This is a genomic window from Nocardioides aromaticivorans (assembly GCF_013408525.1).
Lineage (GTDB): Bacteria > Actinomycetota > Actinomycetes > Propionibacteriales > Nocardioidaceae > Nocardioides > Nocardioides aromaticivorans.
The window spans coordinates 2,176,176-2,194,154 of sequence record NZ_JACBZM010000001.1 but is presented as its reverse complement, the minus strand read 5'-3'; the positions used below and the strand labels follow the sequence as shown (position 1 = coordinate 2,194,154).

At 70.8% G+C, this 17,979-nt stretch carries 23 protein-coding genes; 5 read left to right on the top strand and 18 right to left on the bottom strand.

The window, feature by feature from the left end; genetic code table 11:
• Positions 1-36: 36 nt before the first annotated feature.
• Positions 37-1,404, top strand: coding sequence for an aldehyde dehydrogenase family protein (locus BJ993_RS10315; protein ID WP_179648698.1), 1,368 nt, complete (start codon positions 37-39; stop codon positions 1,402-1,404).
• A gap of 202 nt (positions 1,405-1,606) precedes the next feature.
• Here the strand turns inward: BJ993_RS10315 and BJ993_RS10310 are convergent, their stop codons facing one another.
• The 3 genes from BJ993_RS10310 to BJ993_RS10300 all read right to left on the bottom strand — a co-directional run bounded on the left by BJ993_RS10310 (position 1,607) and on the right by BJ993_RS10300 (position 4,648).
• Positions 1,607-2,386: a DUF1998 domain-containing protein gene (locus BJ993_RS10310; RefSeq protein ID WP_179648697.1), complete on the bottom strand. Its 780-nt coding sequence runs from the start codon at positions 2,384-2,386 to the stop codon at positions 1,607-1,609.
• A gap of 377 nt (positions 2,387-2,763) precedes the next feature.
• Positions 2,764-4,191, bottom strand: coding sequence for a hypothetical protein (locus BJ993_RS10305; protein ID WP_179648696.1), 1,428 nt, complete (start codon positions 4,189-4,191; stop codon positions 2,764-2,766).
• A 91-nt stretch (positions 4,192-4,282) separates the two neighbouring features.
• Complete coding sequence (locus BJ993_RS10300) at positions 4,283-4,648, bottom strand: hypothetical protein (protein ID WP_179648695.1); 366 nt, start codon at positions 4,646-4,648, stop codon at positions 4,283-4,285.
• Between the two features lie 220 nt (positions 4,649-4,868).
• Between BJ993_RS10300 and BJ993_RS10295 the strand changes: the two genes are divergently transcribed.
• Positions 4,869-5,735 (top strand): hypothetical protein, encoded by an 867-nt coding sequence (locus BJ993_RS10295; protein WP_179648694.1) that lies wholly within the window; start codon positions 4,869-4,871, stop codon positions 5,733-5,735.
• A gap of 31 nt (positions 5,736-5,766) precedes the next feature.
• Here BJ993_RS10295 and BJ993_RS10290 read toward each other — a convergent pair whose 3' ends face one another.
• From BJ993_RS10290 to BJ993_RS10235, 12 genes are all read right to left on the bottom strand, one after another.
• Entirely contained in the window at positions 5,767-5,928 is a 162-nt protein-coding gene (locus BJ993_RS10290) for a hypothetical protein (RefSeq protein WP_179648693.1), read from the bottom strand.
• Positions 5,929-5,937: 9 nt separating this feature from the next.
• Positions 5,938-6,168, bottom strand: coding sequence for a hypothetical protein (locus tag BJ993_RS10285; RefSeq protein WP_179648692.1), 231 nt, complete (start codon positions 6,166-6,168; stop codon positions 5,938-5,940).
• Positions 6,169-6,771: 603 nt separating this feature from the next.
• Positions 6,772-7,296: a thermonuclease family protein gene (locus BJ993_RS10280; RefSeq protein WP_179648691.1), complete on the bottom strand. Its 525-nt coding sequence runs from the start codon at positions 7,294-7,296 to the stop codon at positions 6,772-6,774.
• Entirely contained in the window at positions 7,293-7,676 is a 384-nt protein-coding gene (locus BJ993_RS10275) for a helix-turn-helix domain-containing protein (protein WP_179648690.1), read from the bottom strand. The genes BJ993_RS10280 and BJ993_RS10275 overlap by 4 nt, the downstream gene beginning before the upstream one ends.
• A 19-nt stretch (positions 7,677-7,695) precedes the next feature.
• Complete coding sequence (locus BJ993_RS10270; protein ID WP_179648689.1) at positions 7,696-8,223, bottom strand: helix-turn-helix domain-containing protein; 528 nt, start codon at positions 8,221-8,223, stop codon at positions 7,696-7,698.
• Between the two features lie 14 nt (positions 8,224-8,237).
• Positions 8,238-8,957 carry a hypothetical protein gene (locus BJ993_RS10265; protein WP_179648688.1) on the bottom strand — a complete coding sequence of 240 codons (720 nt, stop codon included), beginning with the start codon at positions 8,955-8,957 and terminating at the stop codon, positions 8,238-8,240.
• Positions 8,954-9,121, bottom strand: a complete 168-nt coding sequence (locus BJ993_RS10260; protein ID WP_179648687.1) for a hypothetical protein — start codon at positions 9,119-9,121, stop codon at positions 8,954-8,956. The genes BJ993_RS10265 and BJ993_RS10260 overlap by 4 nt, the downstream gene beginning before the upstream one ends.
• A gap of 112 nt (positions 9,122-9,233) precedes the next feature.
• Positions 9,234-9,641: a hypothetical protein gene (locus BJ993_RS10255; protein ID WP_179648686.1), complete on the bottom strand. Its 408-nt coding sequence runs from the start codon at positions 9,639-9,641 to the stop codon at positions 9,234-9,236.
• A 427-nt stretch (positions 9,642-10,068) separates the two neighbouring features.
• On the bottom strand, positions 10,069-10,416 hold the full coding sequence (locus BJ993_RS10250; RefSeq protein WP_179648685.1) for a hypothetical protein: 348 nt from the start codon (positions 10,414-10,416) through the stop codon (positions 10,069-10,071).
• Between the two features lie 257 nt (positions 10,417-10,673).
• A complete protein-coding gene (locus BJ993_RS10245) occupies positions 10,674-11,000 on the bottom strand; it encodes a tudor domain-containing protein (RefSeq protein ID WP_179648684.1) in 327 nt (108 codons plus the stop codon).
• Entirely contained in the window at positions 10,990-11,595 is a 606-nt protein-coding gene (locus BJ993_RS10240) for a hypothetical protein (protein ID WP_179648683.1), read from the bottom strand. Before BJ993_RS10240 ends, BJ993_RS10245 begins: the two co-directional genes overlap by 11 nt.
• A 78-nt stretch (positions 11,596-11,673) precedes the next feature.
• Positions 11,674-12,276 carry a helix-turn-helix domain-containing protein gene (locus BJ993_RS10235; protein WP_179648682.1) on the bottom strand — a complete coding sequence of 201 codons (603 nt, stop codon included), beginning with the start codon at positions 12,274-12,276 and terminating at the stop codon, positions 11,674-11,676.
• A gap of 177 nt (positions 12,277-12,453) precedes the next feature.
• Between BJ993_RS10235 and BJ993_RS10230 the strand changes: the two genes are divergently transcribed.
• The 3 genes from BJ993_RS10230 (at position 12,454) to BJ993_RS10220 (ending at position 15,324) form a co-directional block, all read left to right on the top strand.
• Complete coding sequence (locus tag BJ993_RS10230) at positions 12,454-12,855, top strand: hypothetical protein (RefSeq protein ID WP_179648681.1); 402 nt, start codon at positions 12,454-12,456, stop codon at positions 12,853-12,855.
• 4 nt (positions 12,856-12,859) lie between these two features.
• Positions 12,860-14,461: a hypothetical protein gene (locus BJ993_RS10225; protein WP_179648680.1), complete on the top strand. Its 1,602-nt coding sequence runs from the start codon at positions 12,860-12,862 to the stop codon at positions 14,459-14,461.
• A 128-nt stretch (positions 14,462-14,589) separates the two neighbouring features.
• Complete coding sequence (locus tag BJ993_RS10220; protein ID WP_179648679.1) at positions 14,590-15,324, top strand: Abi family protein; 735 nt, start codon at positions 14,590-14,592, stop codon at positions 15,322-15,324.
• Positions 15,325-15,413: 89 nt separating this feature from the next.
• Here the strand turns inward: BJ993_RS10220 and BJ993_RS10215 are convergent, their stop codons facing one another.
• The 3 genes from BJ993_RS10215 to BJ993_RS10205 all read right to left on the bottom strand — a co-directional run bounded on the left by BJ993_RS10215 (position 15,414) and on the right by BJ993_RS10205 (position 17,973).
• Positions 15,414-16,661, bottom strand: coding sequence for a hypothetical protein (locus BJ993_RS10215; protein WP_179648678.1), 1,248 nt, complete (start codon positions 16,659-16,661; stop codon positions 15,414-15,416).
• 119 nt (positions 16,662-16,780) lie between these two features.
• Positions 16,781-17,812 (bottom strand): DNA-processing protein DprA, encoded by a 1,032-nt coding sequence (dprA, locus tag BJ993_RS10210; RefSeq protein WP_179648677.1) that lies wholly within the window; start codon positions 17,810-17,812, stop codon positions 16,781-16,783.
• Positions 17,809-17,973, bottom strand: a complete 165-nt coding sequence (locus tag BJ993_RS10205) for a hypothetical protein (protein WP_179648676.1) — start codon at positions 17,971-17,973, stop codon at positions 17,809-17,811. The genes dprA and BJ993_RS10205 overlap by 4 nt, the downstream gene beginning before the upstream one ends.
• Positions 17,974-17,979 lie beyond the last annotated feature (6 nt).

Here is a 17,979-nt window from a genome sequence, read left to right as displayed (position 1 = left end):
CCTGCTACACCCTGCTGATCCTTGTGAGGACCTCCCGTGAACGATCTGAACCGAGTCATCAACCCCGCCACCGAGGAGGTGATCGCCGAGATCCCGATGGCGGACACAGCAGTCGCCGAGGCTGCCGTCGAGAAGTCCGTCATCGCACAGCGCGAATGGATCCGGATGTCGCTCTCCGCGCGCCGCGACGCGCTCCGCGCGATCGCCGGAACGGTGCGGGACCACGTCGAGGAGCTGGCGCTTCTCGAGTGCCGCGACGTGGGCAAGCCGATCGCCGAGGCCCGGGGCGAGATCGGCGGCGTCGCCGAGTGCTTCGAGTACTACGCCGGCGTTGTCGACAAGATCCTGGGCGACACGATCCCGGTCGAGGGCGGCGTCGACATGACCTTCCGCGAGCCGCTCGGGGTGGTCGCCGTCATCGCCCCGTGGAATTTCCCGCTGCCGATCGCGTCCTGGAACATCGCGCCCGCGCTGGCCGCCGGCAACTCGGTCGTGGTTAAGCCGGCCGAGCTCACGCCACTGTCCACCATCCGCTTCGGCGAGCTGGTCGCAGCGCTGGACCTGCCGGAGAACCTCGTCCAGGTCGTCACCGGCCCGGGCCGGGTGGTCGGAGCAGTGCTCACGAGCCACCCGTCGGTCGCGAAGATCAGCTTCACCGGTTCCACGGAGACTGGCCAGGCTGTCATGCGCTCGGCCGCCGGCACGATGAAGCGGCTCACGCTCGAGCTCGGCGGCAAGTCGGCAAACATCGTCTTCGCTGACGCCGACCTCTCGCGCGCGATCAAGGCGGCTCCGGGCAGCGTCTTCGGGAACACCGGCCAGGACTGCTGCGCACGCAGCCGCATCCTCGTCGAGCGCAAGGTCCTCGACGACTTCGTCGCCGGCTTCATCGAGCAGACCCAGGCGATGACGATCGGCGACCCCGAGTCGGAGTCGACGCACCTCGGACCACTGGTCTCCGCCGCCCACCGCGAGACCGTGTCGTCCTTCCTGACCGACGACGTCGACGCCGTACTGGCCGGAAACGCCCCCGACGGCCCCGGCTTCTGGATGGCACCGCGTGTGGTCGTCGCGCCCGACCCGGGCTCGCGGATCGTCCGCGACGAGATCTTCGGCCCGATCGCGGCGATCATCCCCTTCGACAGCGAGGAGGAGGCGGTCCGGATGGCCAACGACACGATCTACGGCCTCAGCGGCTCGATCTGGACCTCCGACGTGGGCCGTGCGCTCCGCGTCGCGCGCGCCGTGGAGACCGGCACCGTCTCGGTGAACTCGAACTCGTCGGTTCGCATCCAGACGCCCTTCGGCGGCTTCAAGCAGTCCGGCTTCGGCCGCGAGCTCGGCCTCGCGGCGATCGAGGGCTACACCGAGCTGAAGAACGTCTTCATCAGCACCGCCGAATGATTCTCTGACCCGCTCGGCGAGGGGCGCTGCGGATGATCCGCAGCGCCCCTCACGCTTTGCGTGTGCTCCGTACCCGGATCACGACCACGCGTCACCGACGGGCGTCCCCTGCCCAAAGAACAGCACGAGGGGCGAAGCGGAAGATGCCCGCTTCGCCCCTCGGCGTCGTGTGGTTCTCGGCGGCAGAGCCGCCGCTCCCCGCTCAGTCCGCGGCGAGCACTGCTCCCCCGACAGGGAAGTAGCTGGCGAACTCCCCGGGTCCCTTGTTCGCGAACCAGCTCTCGTCGTACGGAACGGGCTCGGGCTGCGGGTCGGGCTGCGGGTTGTGCCCGTGGTCGAGCTCGGTCATGTGGGGCGCGAGCCTCGCGAAGTCGACCTTCACGCCATTCAGCTCGAACGGCGTGCTGCTGATGATCGAGTAGTCGACGCGGGTGTCGAACACCCCACCGGCAGCGTCGATCGAGAAGAACTCGTCGGAGGTGTAGGTCGCGACGAGCTCACCACGGAGCCACCCCGCGCGCTCCTCGTAGTCCCGCGAGCCGTCGGGGTGGGCGTCGTAGAAGATCCGGTACCGACTGGCTGCCGTCGTCCGGCCCACGCTCTCTCCCTTCAGGTCAGCGCCGTTTCCGGTGACGAAACCGTGGAGGATGGACCCGCTGCGAACGGCCACGAGGTGCGCACACTGAGGGCCGCGGCCGTACTGCTCGACACAGTCCTCATCGAAGAGCGAGGCGTCGTCGCCGAACACCTGACCGCCAGCGCTGCTCATGCCCCAGATGACGAACCGCCCCTCGAAGCGGACACCGTCCACCACACCCGGCGGGTGCTCCTCGAGACGGCCGCGACCGGTCGTCTGCATCACCATGGACGAGGTCTTGGCGGGCTTGGCCACCGGCGCCACCCGCGGCCCGGCGTCGCTGCGTGTCGCGACCAGCTGCAACCCGAGAGCGATCGCGATCGCCCCCAGGATCACGATCGCCAACAGCGATCGGCGCGACTGAAGTTGCGTTGTGCTCATTCGAAACATTCCCCCTGGTTGGAGTGCCCTCGCTCGAACGCTCAGGAAGCGCGGCGGGGCCCGATCAATAGTTGCCACGACGAACTTCGTGGATCTGGAGGCGACACAGGAAGTACGGGTTACGGACTTGTCGGGGCGAGTTCGCAGCGAACCAGGCCGTCGAACCACGCGCCGTCCGAACGATCCATCGCGCAACGGCTGACTCCGTTCCACCACGCCGCACTGTCGCCCTCCCCCAGCAGTGACGTGCCTTGACGAGTCCGACACGCACTCCGTCGGACAGCCCATCCGGCCCTGCCAACCGAGCGGCACGCATGCTAGAACGGCACTTGGCCGACGGCTCACAGCGTTACGCCCCTGCTTTTCGTCGCACCCAGTGGCCGCCAGCCTGCATGCGTTCGCGAGTCCCTCCCCCGCCCCCGGTCGCTCGGGATGCCCCCGACTCGCGCCGGTGGCAAATGTAGTGAAGATTCGCGGGATGCAGCGCCCGAAGCAGTCGCGGCCGCGGCGCTCGCAGCCCGCAGAGCTGTCGCCACGGGTTTCGGCAGCGGTACCCAACGCCGGGCAAGGATGTCGGCCGGAGACACCCATACGACGTCACCTTCGGGCGGAGCGGCGACCATGCCCGAGTCAATGTCGTTGTGCGCTCGACGCGAGAGCGTGCGAGCTGAACCCGTGAGATTGCGGTTATCGGCCTTCTCAGCGACGACGTGCGCGAGCTCGGAGCCGGCCTCGACGGCGCGCAGGGTCGCTGTCACGGCCTGGGGGAGTCCCGGGCGTCCCGCGATCACCTCGGGGCTAACGAGGGTACTGGCGTCGTGGGTCATCTGGCGGTAGGCGGCGCGGACCTCCGCGGCCGCGCGAGAGAGCGGCTCCTGGATCCGGGCGCCCGGCGGCGCGAGGTCGCTCCAGCGGCTGGCTAGGTCGCTCCAGGAGCGGCCGGCGTCGGCGATCGCGGGGACGAGCCGGTCGGAGGGCTCGAGGATGCCGGCGGTGGCGGCCGCGTCAACGAGCACCATGCTCGCGCCGGCGATGAGGCCCTGGGTGCGGGTGATGAGGAGGATGTTGGAGGGCTCAAGCTGACAGGCCAGGGCACGGTGGGACTGGATGTCCCAGTTGGCCAGCGCCTGGGTCAGTCGACTGGGGTCCTCGACAGGTCTGATCGCCACGCCGGCGAGGGCCTGGGCGAACCGGTCGCTCAGGTAGCTGTGGGCGGTGTTCTCGCATGCAGTCATGCGGTCGAGCCATGCTCCGGTGGGCGCGACGGCGTAGGGGGAGTGGTGCTGGGCGAGGTGGACGCGGCGGCCGGACTCGCGGGCGTCGTTAACGCGGTCGCGGCCGTTGTCGTGCAGGGCCACGTTGACGGCGTGAGCGGTCAGGTACAGCCCGTGCATGATCCTGGCGCGAGCTGCCTCGAGGTCGCGGTGGGCCTCGGGCTGCTCGTGGGGGATCTCGGCGCCGTAGCGGCGTACGAGGGCTGCGGCGCTGATGAGGGTCTGGGTCATCTGTTCCAGACGAGGGTTGGTCGGCCCCTGACCCGGCCAGGCCTTCCGGCCGGCCAGGCTGGCCTCGATGGTGGCGGCCTGAGCGGCGAGGCTGGTCATCGGACGATCGCGCTCGTCGACGCCCGGCCTCCAACCCGGCAGGGAGGCCCAGAGGTCCTCCGCGGCTGCGACCATCGTGGGCCAGCTGCGCAGCAGCGTGCCGGCGTCGTCGCCGTCGACGTCCATGAGCAGCTGGCGGGCCAGGTAGTCGACGTCGAAGAGCATCTCGCCGACGCTGCGCACGTCGCGCGTGGTTATCGGGATCTGGTCGACGTCGAAGAGCTCCTGGTCGATGTCGGCGTACGCCAGACGCAGGTCAGTAGCCAAGGCCGCGGGCTTCCCGGATGAGGTCGCACAGGTCGACGACCAGCTGGGAGCCGTGCACCAGGTCGGGCCGGTGCAGCGGTAGGGGACGGGTCAGCTCCTCGGCCTCGGTGAGCAGCTGCAGTGGCGTGCGCTCCTCGAGCTCGGCGTCCTCGTCGACGTCGGGCAGCTCGTAGTCGTCGGGCAGCAGGGAACTGGCCTGGGAGTGCGCGAGGTAGACGCCGAGTCCGAGGTCGTGCAGCGGCGAGTCGGAGGTGGCCCTGTCGGCGTCGCTCCACACCTGGTTGGCGGCTTGGTGCAGCAGGAGGGCGATCGAGCCCAGGCGGTCCCAGGTGCCGTCAGCGTTGAGTGTGTCCACGGGTGTTCCTTTCGGTTGGAGGTCGGTCTGGCCCATGAACCCACGTCCGGGTCGGTCCTCGCTCCGCGGAGCGGGGGGCTGTGGATAACTCGGGATCGTGTCGGTGGCTGGGCACAAACTGGTCTCGTTCGCCTATGTCGTTCGGTGGTCGCCGGACGATCACCGCGAGCAAAGTCAAGAGATTCGCACTAGTGCTGATAGATGGAGGAGGGTCGTGATGATGAGGTTCCCGATGACCGTGTTGAGGGTGGTGACGCTGGCGCCGGCGCTGCTGGTGAGCTTCGTCCTGACGGTGGTGGTGTGCGCTCTGCTCCCGCCGGCCCTTGGCCTGGTGGCGTTCCTGGCCGCCGGCGGCCTGCTCGTTGCGCTGGCGATCGGCCAGCTTGAGGTGCCGGCGATCACGGCGCTGACCAGGTCTCGTCCCGCGAGCTCGGCCGAGCTCCAGGTGATGGCACCCGTGCTCGCCGATCTGGGCGTCCGCGGCGTTGACGTCGACGCCTTGTTCGTACGCCGCCGCCAGGTGCCGAGCACCCCGGTGGCTGTGGTGATCGCGGATCGCGCCGCGGTGGTCAGCCCGGGGCTGGTCGACGCCACCTTCCGAGGAGGCGTCACCGCTGCAGAGGCGGCCGCGGCGATCGCTCATGCCGTCGGTCGAGGGCGGGCGCGCCGGCCCGTGCTGGAGCTTGCCGTGCTGGCGGCGACGACGCCCTGGCGGCTGGTCGTGGGCGCGTTCCGCGGCATCGGCCGGGCCTTCGCCTGGCTGCCGTTCATGCGGCTGGCCTGGACGCTGCGCGGCGTCGTCGGAGTGATCTGTGTCGTGCAGTCCGTGGCCGAGGGCCGGGCCGCTCCGGGCATCCTCGGCGGCGCGGTCATCGCCCTGACCTACCTGGTGCCAGCGGCCAGCCGGCGAATCGAGGCCCGTGCGGACGCCGCGGCTGACGAGCTGGTGGTCTCCCTCGGCCTGGGTGCCGTGCTGGCTGGCCTGTTGCGGCGTCATGGACATCCGATGACGCTCGAGCAGCTGCAGCGTCTGGAGGCACCCGTCGCGCAGCAGGCGCGGCCGCGGCTGCACCTGGTGCACGGCTGAGGGCTCTCGCTGGCGCGGCAGGTCCGTGGGCCTACTCGTCGTCGGCGAAGCCGGAGGTGGAGTGGTGAACGCAGCCGCGGCCGTCGCCCTCGTGCGGCTTGTGGTTCATGCACGGCAGCGACCCCAGCTTGTGTGAGCAGTCGACCCAACGAACCGTCGAGGGGCCGGTTGTCGACGCGAGTGCGGTAGCCATCGCTGCCTCCTAGCGGCGCGGGCCGCGGCGGCGGCCGAGCTGGGGCCGCTGGTAGGCGGCGGTGTCGGTGTTGTCGTGCTGGCGGCCGGATCGGTGGACCTGCGCGATCTCGGCGTCGGGGGAAGGGCCGGTGTCGGCGGCCGCGGCCTGAGCGGCGGCAGCTTCGGTGGTGCTGATCTCCTCAGCGCGCTGACAGGCCTCTTCCTCGAGCGCGGCTTCCTCGCGAGCGGCTTCGCTCATTGTGAACTCCCATCGATACCGCGGACTGGCACCGGCTGCGCCAGTCCTCCTTGGTCTCCTAAGTTGGGAACAGGGGTGGGAGCGATCACCCTCGGCGGATCCGTCTTGGCCGGTTCCGGTCCCGCCGACTAGGCCAGCAGCGTGGCTCCCAGCAGCTGAGCGGTGTTCTCGAGGAACGCCAAGGATTCGTTACCGCCCGGCCGGTCGCAGCACGGGTGGGTGTCGAAACCCTCGTCGACGACGGTGCGTGCAGCTGGCCACCGCAGGCACGACAGCAGCGGCCGGCGTGGGTGGGGCACTGGTCGGCCGCCACGGCGCAAGGCAGACACCCAGCCGGCGCCGGTGGGCTCACCTGGTGGGCGCGGTGGGCGCGGTCCCAGTCGCGACGCTGCCGCAGCAGCGCGGTGGTGTGTTGCCACAGCGCTTGCTCGAGATGCGCCGGCGCCGGTCGGCCGATGGCCTGGTCGACCGCGGATCTGCGCAGTTGCTCACCGGCGCCGAGGAGGCGTTCGTCGACGCCGCGGGCGTAGCACCAGCGGGCCAGCGCCTTCGCGTTCGCAGCCAGCTGCTCGTCCATGATCGGTTCGCCGCCCCCTTGGCCTGTCAGCAGGTGCCCCACAGGCCGCGCTCCGCGCCCTGGGCGTCGTCGACGGCCGCGGTGTACGACTCCTCGCGGGCAAGCGCCTGGTCTGCTTCGTAGCGCCGGGCGGCGCCACTGGCCAGGAGCTCACGAGCTACGTCGACGTCGTCGTGGTCGACGTAGCGCAGCAGCCGGTCGTAGCGGTCGCGGTTGGGCTCGCTGCTGTCGGTGACGAGCTCGACAGTGCTGCCGATCGGGGCGAGCTGCTCGAGCAGCCGGGTGGCGTCCTCGGCGTAGCACTCCGCCGGCTCCGGTGGGTGGGCGACTTCGGGGGCGTCGATCCCCAGTAGTCGTACGCGGCCGAGCTGGGGACCGCCGAGGGTCTCGACGCGGATCGTGTCGCCGTCGACGACGGCGGTCACGCGCACCCGGGTGGCCGCGCCCTCAGTTGGCTCGGGGCCGGTCGGACCTCCGGGGATGGCAGCGTTGATCCCGCCGGCGGTCAGCGCGAGGACCGCGGCCGCCGCGAGGCCGATCAGGGCCTTCACCGGGCCTCCCTCAGCTGGGCCCGCTCGCTGGCACCGGGGATCGCCCGCTCCTGCTCGCGCACCCCGAGGGCGCCGTGACCGCGCTCGGGCACGTACTCGATGGCGTCGCCTGCGCCGATGCTGCTGGAGGGCTGCTTGGGCAGGTCGGCGGCGATCTTTGCGGCCAGGTCCCGCAGCGGCGGGGTCTTCTCGATGCGCCGGGTGGCGTGGAGCACGGTGGTGTGGTCGCGGTCGAAGTGACGCGCGATCGCCGGCAGGCTGTGGCCGTGGATCCGGGCCGCGGTCATGGCCACGGCGCGGGCATCCGAGGCCGTTCGGGTCAGGTCGGCGCCCAGGAGGACCTCCGGGGTGGTGCCGAAGGCCTCAGCGGCCGCGACCACGGCGTGCTCGACCGGGCCGTCAGGCTCGAACGTTGAGGCCGGCGGGTGGAGGGGGGGCCACCGTGGTCTCGGGGCGGGAGAGTTGGGCGTCGTAGCGGTCGTTGACGTGCGCGGTGACGCGGGCCGCGGCGTCAGCCAGACGCGGTCGCTCAGCTGTGCGGCGTACTGCGTGGATCACCGAGGCATGGTCCTTGTCGAAGTGCTCCGCGATCACCGGCATAGACAGACCGACCTCGCGCGCGGCGGTCATGGCCACCGCACGGGCGTCGCTGACCGGTCGGCTGCGTTCAGCGCTGCGGATCGCCTCCGGGGTGGTGCCGAACATCGGGGCCGCAGTTTTGATGGCCAGCTCGCACACCGCGGCTGGGCCAGCAGCGGAGGAGCTGGGGGCACTCTGGTCGACCTGGACGGCCAGCATGGTCACCAAGGACCGCAGCTGCTCGGCGTCGAGCGGTGCGATCAGCTCGGCGACCTGGTCGTGCTGGCCACCGCTGGCCGCCTCGAGGATGAGGCCCGCCAGCTGGCGGCCGCCCTCGTCGAAGTCCATGACGCGCCTCCCGCCTACCGCACCGGAGATCCGACGGCCGGTGCTGCCTGGCGGGGGACCCCCTCGGCTCGGCCATGCTCGGCCATGCGACGGCGTGCGTTGTCGGTGATCTCGGACGCGATGCCGGCGGACTGACGCGCGCTGGCTGCGGCGTGGTCGACGACGTTCTCGAGCAGGCGCACGTCCTCGTCGGCGCGGCCGAGCTCCTTGCCGGCAGTCGCGATGCTCCGCTCAAGGCTGACCGGCTCCAGCAGAGACGGCGGAGTCACCTGCTGCGCGGCCTGGTGCGCGCTCTCGACATGCTGAGCGGCCAGGCGAGCCATCGGCTTGGCCAGGTCGACCATCTCGCCCACGACCGCAAGACGCGGCTTCAACTGCGCGACGTCGCGCGCGAGAGCGGGATCGGTGGTGTCGGCGTCCCGGAGGAGGTCGTGGGCGTCGGCCACCGCCTGCGAGGCGCGCTCCAGGTGCCCGGTGAGTTCGTCGGTCAGCTCGGCGTTGTCGCTGCAGCGGCGCTGCAGGCGGCCCAGGTGCTCGCCGGCGGTCTCGAGGTAGTAGTTGCCGCGGTCGGAGAGCCGCGCCTTGGCCGAGTCAAGCTCGGCGTCGTCGAGCACCCGCAACGCGGAGTTGATGGTCGTGTGCAGCTCTTCGACGACATGGCGGGCGCGGCCCACCGCCTGCTCGGCCATGAAGATGGCGTCGGCGGCGTGGAAGGCTGTGTCGTTGGTGGTCATGCCGGGTCACCGCCTCGCGTGTCGGGCGGGGGCGTGCTGCCCGCCGGGGGCAGTACCTCGCGGAGACGATCGAGCGCGGCCAGTGCCTGTTCGAGGTGGTCGCGGGCCTCCTGGACCGGGTCACGATCGGCCGCGGCGGACGGGGATTCGGTGGGCGTGCTCACGGGGCAGCTCCTCGGTGGACCGGGGTCATCTCTCAGTCACCAAAGGAAGTGCGACCCGTGGGGGCGATCACCTACCGCAAAGAAATCTCGGCTACCGCGCGTCGGGCCTTGGTCAGGGCTGGTCCCAGGGCATCGACTCCTGGCCGTCGTCGACGCCCTGGCTAATGATGTGCGCGGTGGCGTTGCGCGCGGCGTCGAGGTGCTTGTGCAGGTCGACCGCCAGGCCCCGGGCCTCCTCCAAGTGAAGGCGGGCGACGCTGATGGCCATTGCCGGGTCTGACTCGTTGGTCATCGTGTCCATGCTGAGCACCTGGTTGGCCTGTGCTTGCTCGAGCGTGCTGGACAGCTGGGAGAACGCCTGGGGGAGCGCGGCCGCGAGGTCGGCGAACTCCGCGAGCTGGTCGGAGGTCTCGGATGGGATCTGGTCCTGCTCCCACATGGTGGCGCGGTTGAAGCCGTAGACGTGCTCGCGGGCCGCCTGTGCATGTCCGCCTGCTCCGAGCTGGTCGTTGTCGTCCACCGGGTGCCCTTCCTGCCGTGCGGTAGGGCCCGAGTCTCGCTGATCTCACGGCCCAGCGCGCGCGGCCGTTGGCGAGGCTGTGGATAACCCGCAGGGGTCCCCTACAGGCGTGCGGGGCGGAGAAGGTCGGCGAGCTCGTTGCCGCCCGTGCCGACTGACCGACCATGGATGACCAGGGGCCCTGATCACGCGGCGGGTCGCGCTCGCCGCGGCGGCCTGGTTCAACGCGCCGGCCGACGTCGAGGCCTACGCCGGCTCGCCGCGGCCGTGGGGAGTGGAACGCCTACGCCTCACCACAGCTCGAGGCCGGCGACGTTGACGAGCTGCTCGACGACCTTGTCGAGGTCGCCCCGCCGACTCCGCTGGGCCAGGGCATTGCCGAGCTGGAGGCAGTCCTGCGCCGACAGGCCCGGCGCAAGCTCTGAGTTCAGCGGGCGATGCCAGGGCCCCGACTAGCGCGGTTGTTGCCGGCGGGCGTCCTCGGCGAGAGCCGGCGGCGGGCCGCCTCGTCGGGACTCTCGGCCGGCGGCCCTACCTCCTCGACGTCGAGACCGACCAGGGATGCGCGGCCAGCTGGTCGCGCGGTCGCGCTCAGTGATTCGGCCAGGTCCTCGATGTCGGCCTCCAGGACCCGCTCGAGGATGTCGGCGATGCTCGTGGGGGAGCCGTCACAGTCAGCCGCCAGGGCCTCAGCCAGCTGGTCGAGGGCGGCGTTGCCGTGGGCGGTGAAGGTGACGACTCCGGGGACCGGGTTCTCGGCTGGGGAAGTGCTCATGGTCCACCTCGCTTCCTGGCACCTACGTGCAGTGGAGGGGTGGGAGCGATCAGCTTGCGGGGACTGGCTCTCGCTCGACTCGGAGGGCGATGATCCGCCAGCCCTCGGGAACGCGCCGGCAGGCGGCCTCGAGCGCCTGGTCGTAGTCGATGTCCTCGACGGTCAGCTCGTCTCGGCCGAGGGTGTAGCCGCCGCGTGGTCTGGCGGGATCTCCTGCACGGTGGCGTACAGGGTGAGCTTCTGTTCGGCGGCGTCGGTCACAGGCCCTGAGAGTAGGGCCGCAGCTCGTGGTGATCGCGGCAGGCCTGGTCGCCGTCGTCGAACTCGACTGTCCATTCGTCGACGGCGGTCCGCTCGACGATCGTGACTGGAACCCAGGCCGTCGGGGCGTCGCCGTGGAGGCCGCCGAGGACCTCGACGCGCGAGCCGTCGGCGAAGGGGTTGTGGGATCCCAGGTACTCGCTGATGGTCTCCTCGAGCGGGGTGGCGCCACCCCGGGGCGCTGCGTTGATCCACTGCTCAAGTGGGTCGTTCCGGGCCCAGCTCAGCGCGAGGCCGGCGACGTAGTTCGCCTCAGTTGGCACTGCCGTTCTCCTCGCCCTGGCGGAACATGGTGCGGGCGCGCTCGTGGCTGATGTGTCCGTTGGGGTCAGTGCCCTCGGTCCAAAGTTGCTGGCGGTAGCCGTCGCCCTCTGGCGTGGCGCCGACGTAGTCCGGGATCGACCCGTTCGGGAACGGCGGGTAGGTGGCTGAGATGCCCCGCTCACCCTTCACCACGGCGTCTAGGGAGAAGGTCAGTGCGCGCGGGTAGTGGCGGCGCACCCATGTCTCCGCCCGGCTCCAGACGGCGTCGTAGGCGTCCTGGTCGCCGCGGCCGTCGTTGGCCTCGACAGCCGTGCGGTAGGCCTGCCAGATGTCGTAGGCCTCGCGGTCCTTCGCGCGGTTCTCGATGAGCACCGGGAGGCAGCCGCACTCCTCGCCCTCGTCATGGTGGAAGCCGATGCATCGGTCGTCGCTGCAGCCGCACTCGTCTCCGCGCCACTCGGTCTCGGGCACCCACTGGCGATCGCCGGCCTCGTCGGTCATCTCTTTGAGCCACCCGCCGTAGGCGATCCAGTCGCGCACGGTGATGCCCGCGTCCGCGAGGATGCGGCGGGCTTCACTGTTGAGCTTCGTCATCGGGGGCTCCGTGGTCGAAGGGGATGGGGCCAGTCTGTCTGATGGGTCCGACACTGGCCGGGCTTTCCACAGGCCACATCAGAACGGGCGGCCGTACATGCCGGGCACCATGCGGCGCGCCTCGGCGATCAGGGCCTCGAACTCGGCATCGGGGAACCGGGCGGGCATGGCGAAGGTCAGACCGGCCAGGACGTCGTCGAGGGTGACCGGGGCGGGGTCGCGGCCGTGGTCGCGCAGCTGGGCGCAGAAGTCGGCGAGGGTGAGCATGGCCGCGGCGCGGTCGGTCAGCCACAGCCAGGCCAGGACCTTGCCGAAGGGGTCGCCTGGATGAACCGCCTGACCGGGCTGGTAGCCCGTGCCCAGCCTGAATCCCTCGAGCACCTGGTCGGCGGCCGCCATCGCCGTGTGGGCGCACATCGTGCGCATGACGGGGTTGGGGATGAGCTTGGCGCTCTCGCCCCAGAGTTGTTCGGCAGTCATGGTCTTCACGACGCGTCCTCCCAGTTCGGCGCCGGCCGCCAGCTTCGAGACGGTCTCCAGCGAGGGGTCCATGGCGCCGCTCTCGATGCGTCCGATGGTCGACGCCGCGACGCCTGACGCCTCGGCCAGCTCGCGCTGCGACATCCCCGCGAGGGTGCGCAGAGCCTTCACGATGCCGGCGGCGGGCCTGGTGTTGTCCATGCGAGGAGGGTAGGCACGTCGCATCCACTCACGCAACAGTTTGCATGCGTATCCGCGTGCATTTTGCTCCTCTTGTTGGCAGATTGTCATGATCTAGGTTATCGGCGGTGTGGTTTGCGTGTGATTTCGGGTGTGATCTGTCTGGGCAACGGCGTCACCACGTGGGAGAGTTCAGCCATGAGCACACCGTCGACCATCGCCCGCGGCGACCTCCGCGCCTACGAGGAGTCGGTTCGCCTGCCCACGAGCGAACTGGTGGCGCGGCTGCGCGACCTGCTCGGGGCCAAGCTCGTCGCCTACCTGGGATCGGTCCAGGAGACCCGCGCTGTACGCCAGTGGGCCGACCCGGTCGACGCGCGCACCCCGTCAACCGAGGTCGTCAACCGGCTGCGCATGGCCTACCGCATCACGGCTCTGCTGCACGAGAAGGACTCGGCCGCGGTGATCCAGTCTTGGTTCCAGGGCATGAACCCGCACCTCGACGACGTCGCCCCGGCGCGGCTGCTGCGTGAGGGGAACATCGAGCAGGTCGGCCCGCCGGTGCTCGCGGCCGCGCGAGCCTTCGCCGGAGCCGGCTAAGCCCATGCGCGACGGAATCGACTGGGCCGAGGTTGGGGCGGGTGGCCGCTTCGAGAAGATCGTTGGCGTCCTGCTCAGCACCCTGAATCCCGGGTCTCGCCGTATCGACGGTGCTGGCGGGGACGGCGGTCGCGACCACCAGTTCCACATCGACGGGCAGCTCCTGGTCTGGCAGTCCAAGTACTTCCTCGGCCGCCTGAGCACGGGCAACCGGAAGCGGCAGATCACCGAGAGTCTGATCACCGCGGCCGCCCTGCAGCCGGACCACTGGACACTGGTCACGCCGATGGTCCCCACGCCGGAGGAACTCGCCTGGTTCAACAACCTGCAGCCCGACTACCCCTTCCCGCTCGCCTGGTGCGCCGGCGACTGGCTCGAGGCCCAGCTGGCTGGCCACCCGCAGATCGTGCGGCACTTCATGGGCGCCAACGACCAGTACGTCCAGCTGCTGCGCGAGCTGCAGCAGGAGCAGGACGCACTCGTGGACGGTCTCCCCGCCGCGCGGCCCCGGCTGGAGGCGATCGCTGCCAAGGTCGAGGCCTCCGACCCCTTCTACAGCGTCGCGTTCACCATCGACGCAGGCCAGATCACCTCCGCCAGCCTGCGGCCCAAGTACGTCGGCGCCGAGCTGGACAGCCCGATCACACTCAGCTTCAACGTGGTCTCCGGCACCTCGCCCGCCGATCAGGAGGTTCGCAACGCGCTCGAGGCGGCGTTCGAGTGGGGCGAGCCGGCGACACTCCCGGCCACGCACGTCCGCGACTTCGAGGTCCGCGCACCACATGGGCTGGGTGGCAGTTTCGACCAGGCCAACATCACCCTCACGCCGGAGGTCGAGGCCGTCGACCTCGACCTCGAGCTGGTCGTCTGGGCACCCGATGGCCGGCGCCTGGCGACCCTGCCCGCCCGGCTCGTCGACCGCAGCCACGGCCGCAGCGGCACCACCGTGGTGGGGTCCGACAGCACAGGGATCGTCACGGCGAAGATGCGGCTGGACCACCGGTTCCTCAACGTGAAGCTGCAGCTGACCTACGAGGAGCCGCCGCCCCTTCTGCCGGGTGCTCTCCTCCCCGTCGTCCGCTTCATGCGGCATGCCACCGCCCCGAACCGGCTCTCCTTCGGGGTGGGCGACGCGCCACCGGCCGCGGCCGTCCCCATCGGTACCGCGGCGCTGCCTGGCATCGACTCCTACCTCGAGTTCGTCGAGGGGCTCGACCGGATCCAGTCGAGCACGGGCCACTCCTTCCCGACGCCGGCGGAATGGTCCAGCCGTGACCTCCTCGCGGTGCGCCGCGCTGTCACCCTGCTCGCCGGCGGCGCGGTGAAGGTCGGCCGAGGGCCGGCACGCATCGTGATGGAGCCCGACGCCGCGGCGCGCTTTCAAGAGTCGACAGCCTCAGCACCCGCTCACCGCCTGGAGGTCGACGCGGCTGCCCCATACATCGCCCAGATCTGCGGCCGCGACGTCGAGCTCGGCCCCTACCTGCTCTGCGTCGACGCCGAGACCCTCGAGTTCACTCCGGCGCCGCCGGGCGAGGACGTGACGATCCTCGCCCATCCCTTCGCCGGCCGCGCCGTCGAAGCCAAGCTTGGGCAGCTGAACTAGGTTCCGGCGTCGTGAGCGCGCCGCAGAACGGCCCCAGGAAATGCCTGAGCCCCGCGGTGCCTAACCCGGCTCTTGCGAGCCGTGCCAGAGGGCGGTTATCCGCGGGGCGATGTCACTAGGGTACGCATGTGACGGCTGAGGAGCAAGACGACGCACCCGCGATCGCGGCCGCGGCCGCGGCGCCGCTCAGCACCGCCGACCTCGAGGCGTGGCTGAGTACACCACGCCTGGACACTTACCTGTTCCCCTGCGGCGGCGACGCCGGCCTGGCGCTCGAGCTCTACTGCTGGAACAGCCAGCTTGCCGCCGCCGCGCTCGCGGACACCTGCCATCTCGAGGTCGCGCTGCGCAACGCCTACGACCGGCAAATGGCTCAGCAGTTCCCAGACTGGTCAGTGGACCCGGCGAGCCAGTTGTTCACGCGCACCCAGGGTCACGGCCGTGCGGTGACGAAGCAAATCTCGCTCAACACAGGCAGTCAGCGCGCGCTCAACGACGCCAAGCGTGGGCTTGGAGCGAGCCCCAGCCACGGCAAGGTCGTCGCCGCCACCACGTTCGGGTTCTGGACCAAGCTCACCGACCGTGACCGCACCGCGACCTTCTGGACGCCGATGCTCCGTCATGCCTTCAACGGCTCCCCCACGCGTGGCGAGGTCCATGAGCGGGTGGCCCGCGTGAACAAGTTCCGCAACCGACTGGCGCACAACGAGCCCGTCTTCTCCACCTCCTCCGGCCTCCACGACCGCATGCGCGACGTCGACGAGCTGTTCGCCTGGGTCGCCCCGGCCGCCGCCGCCTACGTCCGGGGCACCTCAGTGGTTCCGTCATTGCTCGCCCAGTGCCCCGTCCCGGGGCTTCTGTGACAGGAAGCGGATCAGCATGAAGATCACGAACAGCAGCAAGATCACGAGGAGGAAGAGGGGGCAGGAGCCCCGCCCGCGCGCAGGCATCCTCAGTTGCTGTCGCACGAGCGCGTGATGGCTCCGCGGGTCGTCGCCATCGACGTCGGGTCGGTGCGCAGCAACTTCGCCTGGGCCGCCCTCGACTTGCCTGGCCGGCGTCCGGTCGGCGAAGGGGGCAGCCATCCCGAGGGGGCAGCGCTCGCGGTCCTCGAGGCGCTCGGCGCCGGCGTGCCCGTGGCTCTCGGTTTCGAGGCTCCGCTGATGGTGCCGGTCAGCCCGGTCGGTGCCGTCGACGGATGGAGGACGTTGGGGCAGGCCCGCCAGGGCGAGACCGTCGACGGTCGCTCGCGGCCCTGGTCGGCCGGCGCCGGCAGCGGTGCCCTGGCCACCGGGCTGGTGCAGATGGCGCAGAGCACTACGCCGGCCCAGGTCAGGCGACCGATCCAGCACGGCCGCGGCCGTGTCAGCTCGGGCGTCTCGGGGTCGAGGCCGTGGAGGACTGCATGGGCGTGATCGCCGGCGCGGATGAGGCGGCGGTGGGTGTCCTGATCGCAGTTGCACCGGCCGGCTTCCAGCGCCTCGCCGATCGCTGCAGCTGCAGCCTGGATCTCCTCGTCGAGCTCGACCAGGGCGACCACGCGGGGGTCAGTGGCGGCGGAGGCGGTGTGCGGCGGCCGCACGATCGTGTCGTTGGAGAGCGCTCGGTGGAGCCGGCCGGCCATGACCAGGTCCTCGGTCCGTGCTCGAGCGCCGCCGCAGATGGGCGACGTCGTCTCCTCGGCCTTGGCCCGCAGGTCCTCCAGGAGGCGCCGGTGGCGGTCGTTGAGTCCGTCTAGGTCCTCCAGCCTGATCGGCAGCGCGTCAGGAGCGATCCCGCCCAGCGCCACCAGCGCCTGGTTCAGCCGGTCGATGCGCCTGCGGGTCAGCTCCTCGCGCTCGTGCTCGGGCAGTGAGCGCCAGGCGCGGTGGGCGCGCCGGCAGACGCACCAGTAGCCCACGCCGACTGCCAGGGAGATCCCCGCCAGAACCCACATGACGACCGCCACCACGCCGTTCAACCGCTCGGTCATCGCAACGAGCTCGGGCGCCGTGTCTGCTGACGGGGAAAGGCCCTCGGTGAGCCATTTGAGCAGGAACGGCCCGGTGCCCATGAACAGCGCGAAGGCCACCGGGGACAGCCAAGGCCGCCGCCCAGAGGCGACTTCGAGGCCCAGATCGAGGAGCCACGGGGCCGGCCGGTCGGCGGACTCGCGCGACGTCGCTTCGCGGTGCGGCGTGTTGTGCGGTGGGGGATTCATGGTCTCTTCCTCCCGAGTGCGGTCCTGGTCGACGTCGCCAGCCGGGCCTAGGAACTCTCAGCAGAGTAGGTGCGGATTCCGACACGAATCGGGTTATCCACAGGGGGCCGGCGGAGGGGTCATCGCCACGGTGTGGCGGACGGTGATGCGCCCGCAGGGACCGCCTGCGGGCCGGACCGCACGGGACCGGGGACGAACGACTCGTCGACCAGGTCTGCGCCGTCGCCGGCGGCCCGGGCGGCGTGGGTCATGACGTCGGTGACGACGTCCTGAGCGTTGGTGACCGCGCTGGCAGAGCCGAGCCGGATCAGCTGGCTGACGCCGGTGGACGCCACGCTGCTGACGGGGCCGGGGACGCCCATGAGCGGCCGGTGCAGGTTGGTGGTCCAGTGGGCGGTGTTCATCGCGCCACTGCGCACGGCTCCCTCGACGACCACGGTGCCCTCGGCGAGGCCGGCGGTGATCCGGTTCCGTGCCAGGAAACGGGTCCGGGTTGGTCCAGCGCCCGGCGGTGCTTCCGAGACGACCAGACCGCGTTCGGCGATCGTCTCGAGCAGCTGGGCGTGCGCGGCCGGGTAGGGCCGGTCGACGCCGCCGGGCATGACCGCGATGGTCGGGCCGCCCGCGAGGAGGGCGCCCCGGTGTGCGGCCTGATCGACGCCGAACGCGGCGCCGCTGATGACGGTGTGGCCCATCGTCGCGAGGTCGCGGCTCAGCTCGGTGGCCTGTTCGGTGCCGTAGCTGGTGGCGGCTCGTGAGCCGACGACCGCGACGGCGTTGCCGGCGAGGTGGCGCAGGTCGTGTGATCCGAGGACCCACAGGCCGAAGGGTTCACCGCCGCGGTCGTGGAGGGCGCCGGCGTCGCGGAGGGCGCCGAGCTGGGTGGGCCACTCGGCGTCGCCGGGGACGATGAAGCGGATGCCGCGGGCGGCTGCCTGCTCGAGCACCTGGGCGGGGTCGACGCGGCCGAGCTCCTGGGCGATCCCGAAGCCCCAGTGGGACTCGACCTCGGCCGCGGCCTCGAGGTAGCCGAGGACCTTGCCCGCGCCGAGCTCGCTGACCAGGCCGGTGACGCGGAGGTCGCCGGGCTCGATCGCCCGACTCAGGGTCACCCTGGCGAGCCGGTCGGCCTCGTCGACGTCGCCGCTCATGCCTGGCCTCCCCACAGCAGCTCGAGGTCGGGTTCGTGGATGACGTCGAGGCGCTTGTCGGGGGCGTAGGCCGCGGGCTCGGGCACCACCAGGCGGCGCAGCTGGCGCTCGGTGGCGCTGGGCTGGGCCTGGGCGATCGGGTCGGTGTCGTCGTGGTACATGGCGTT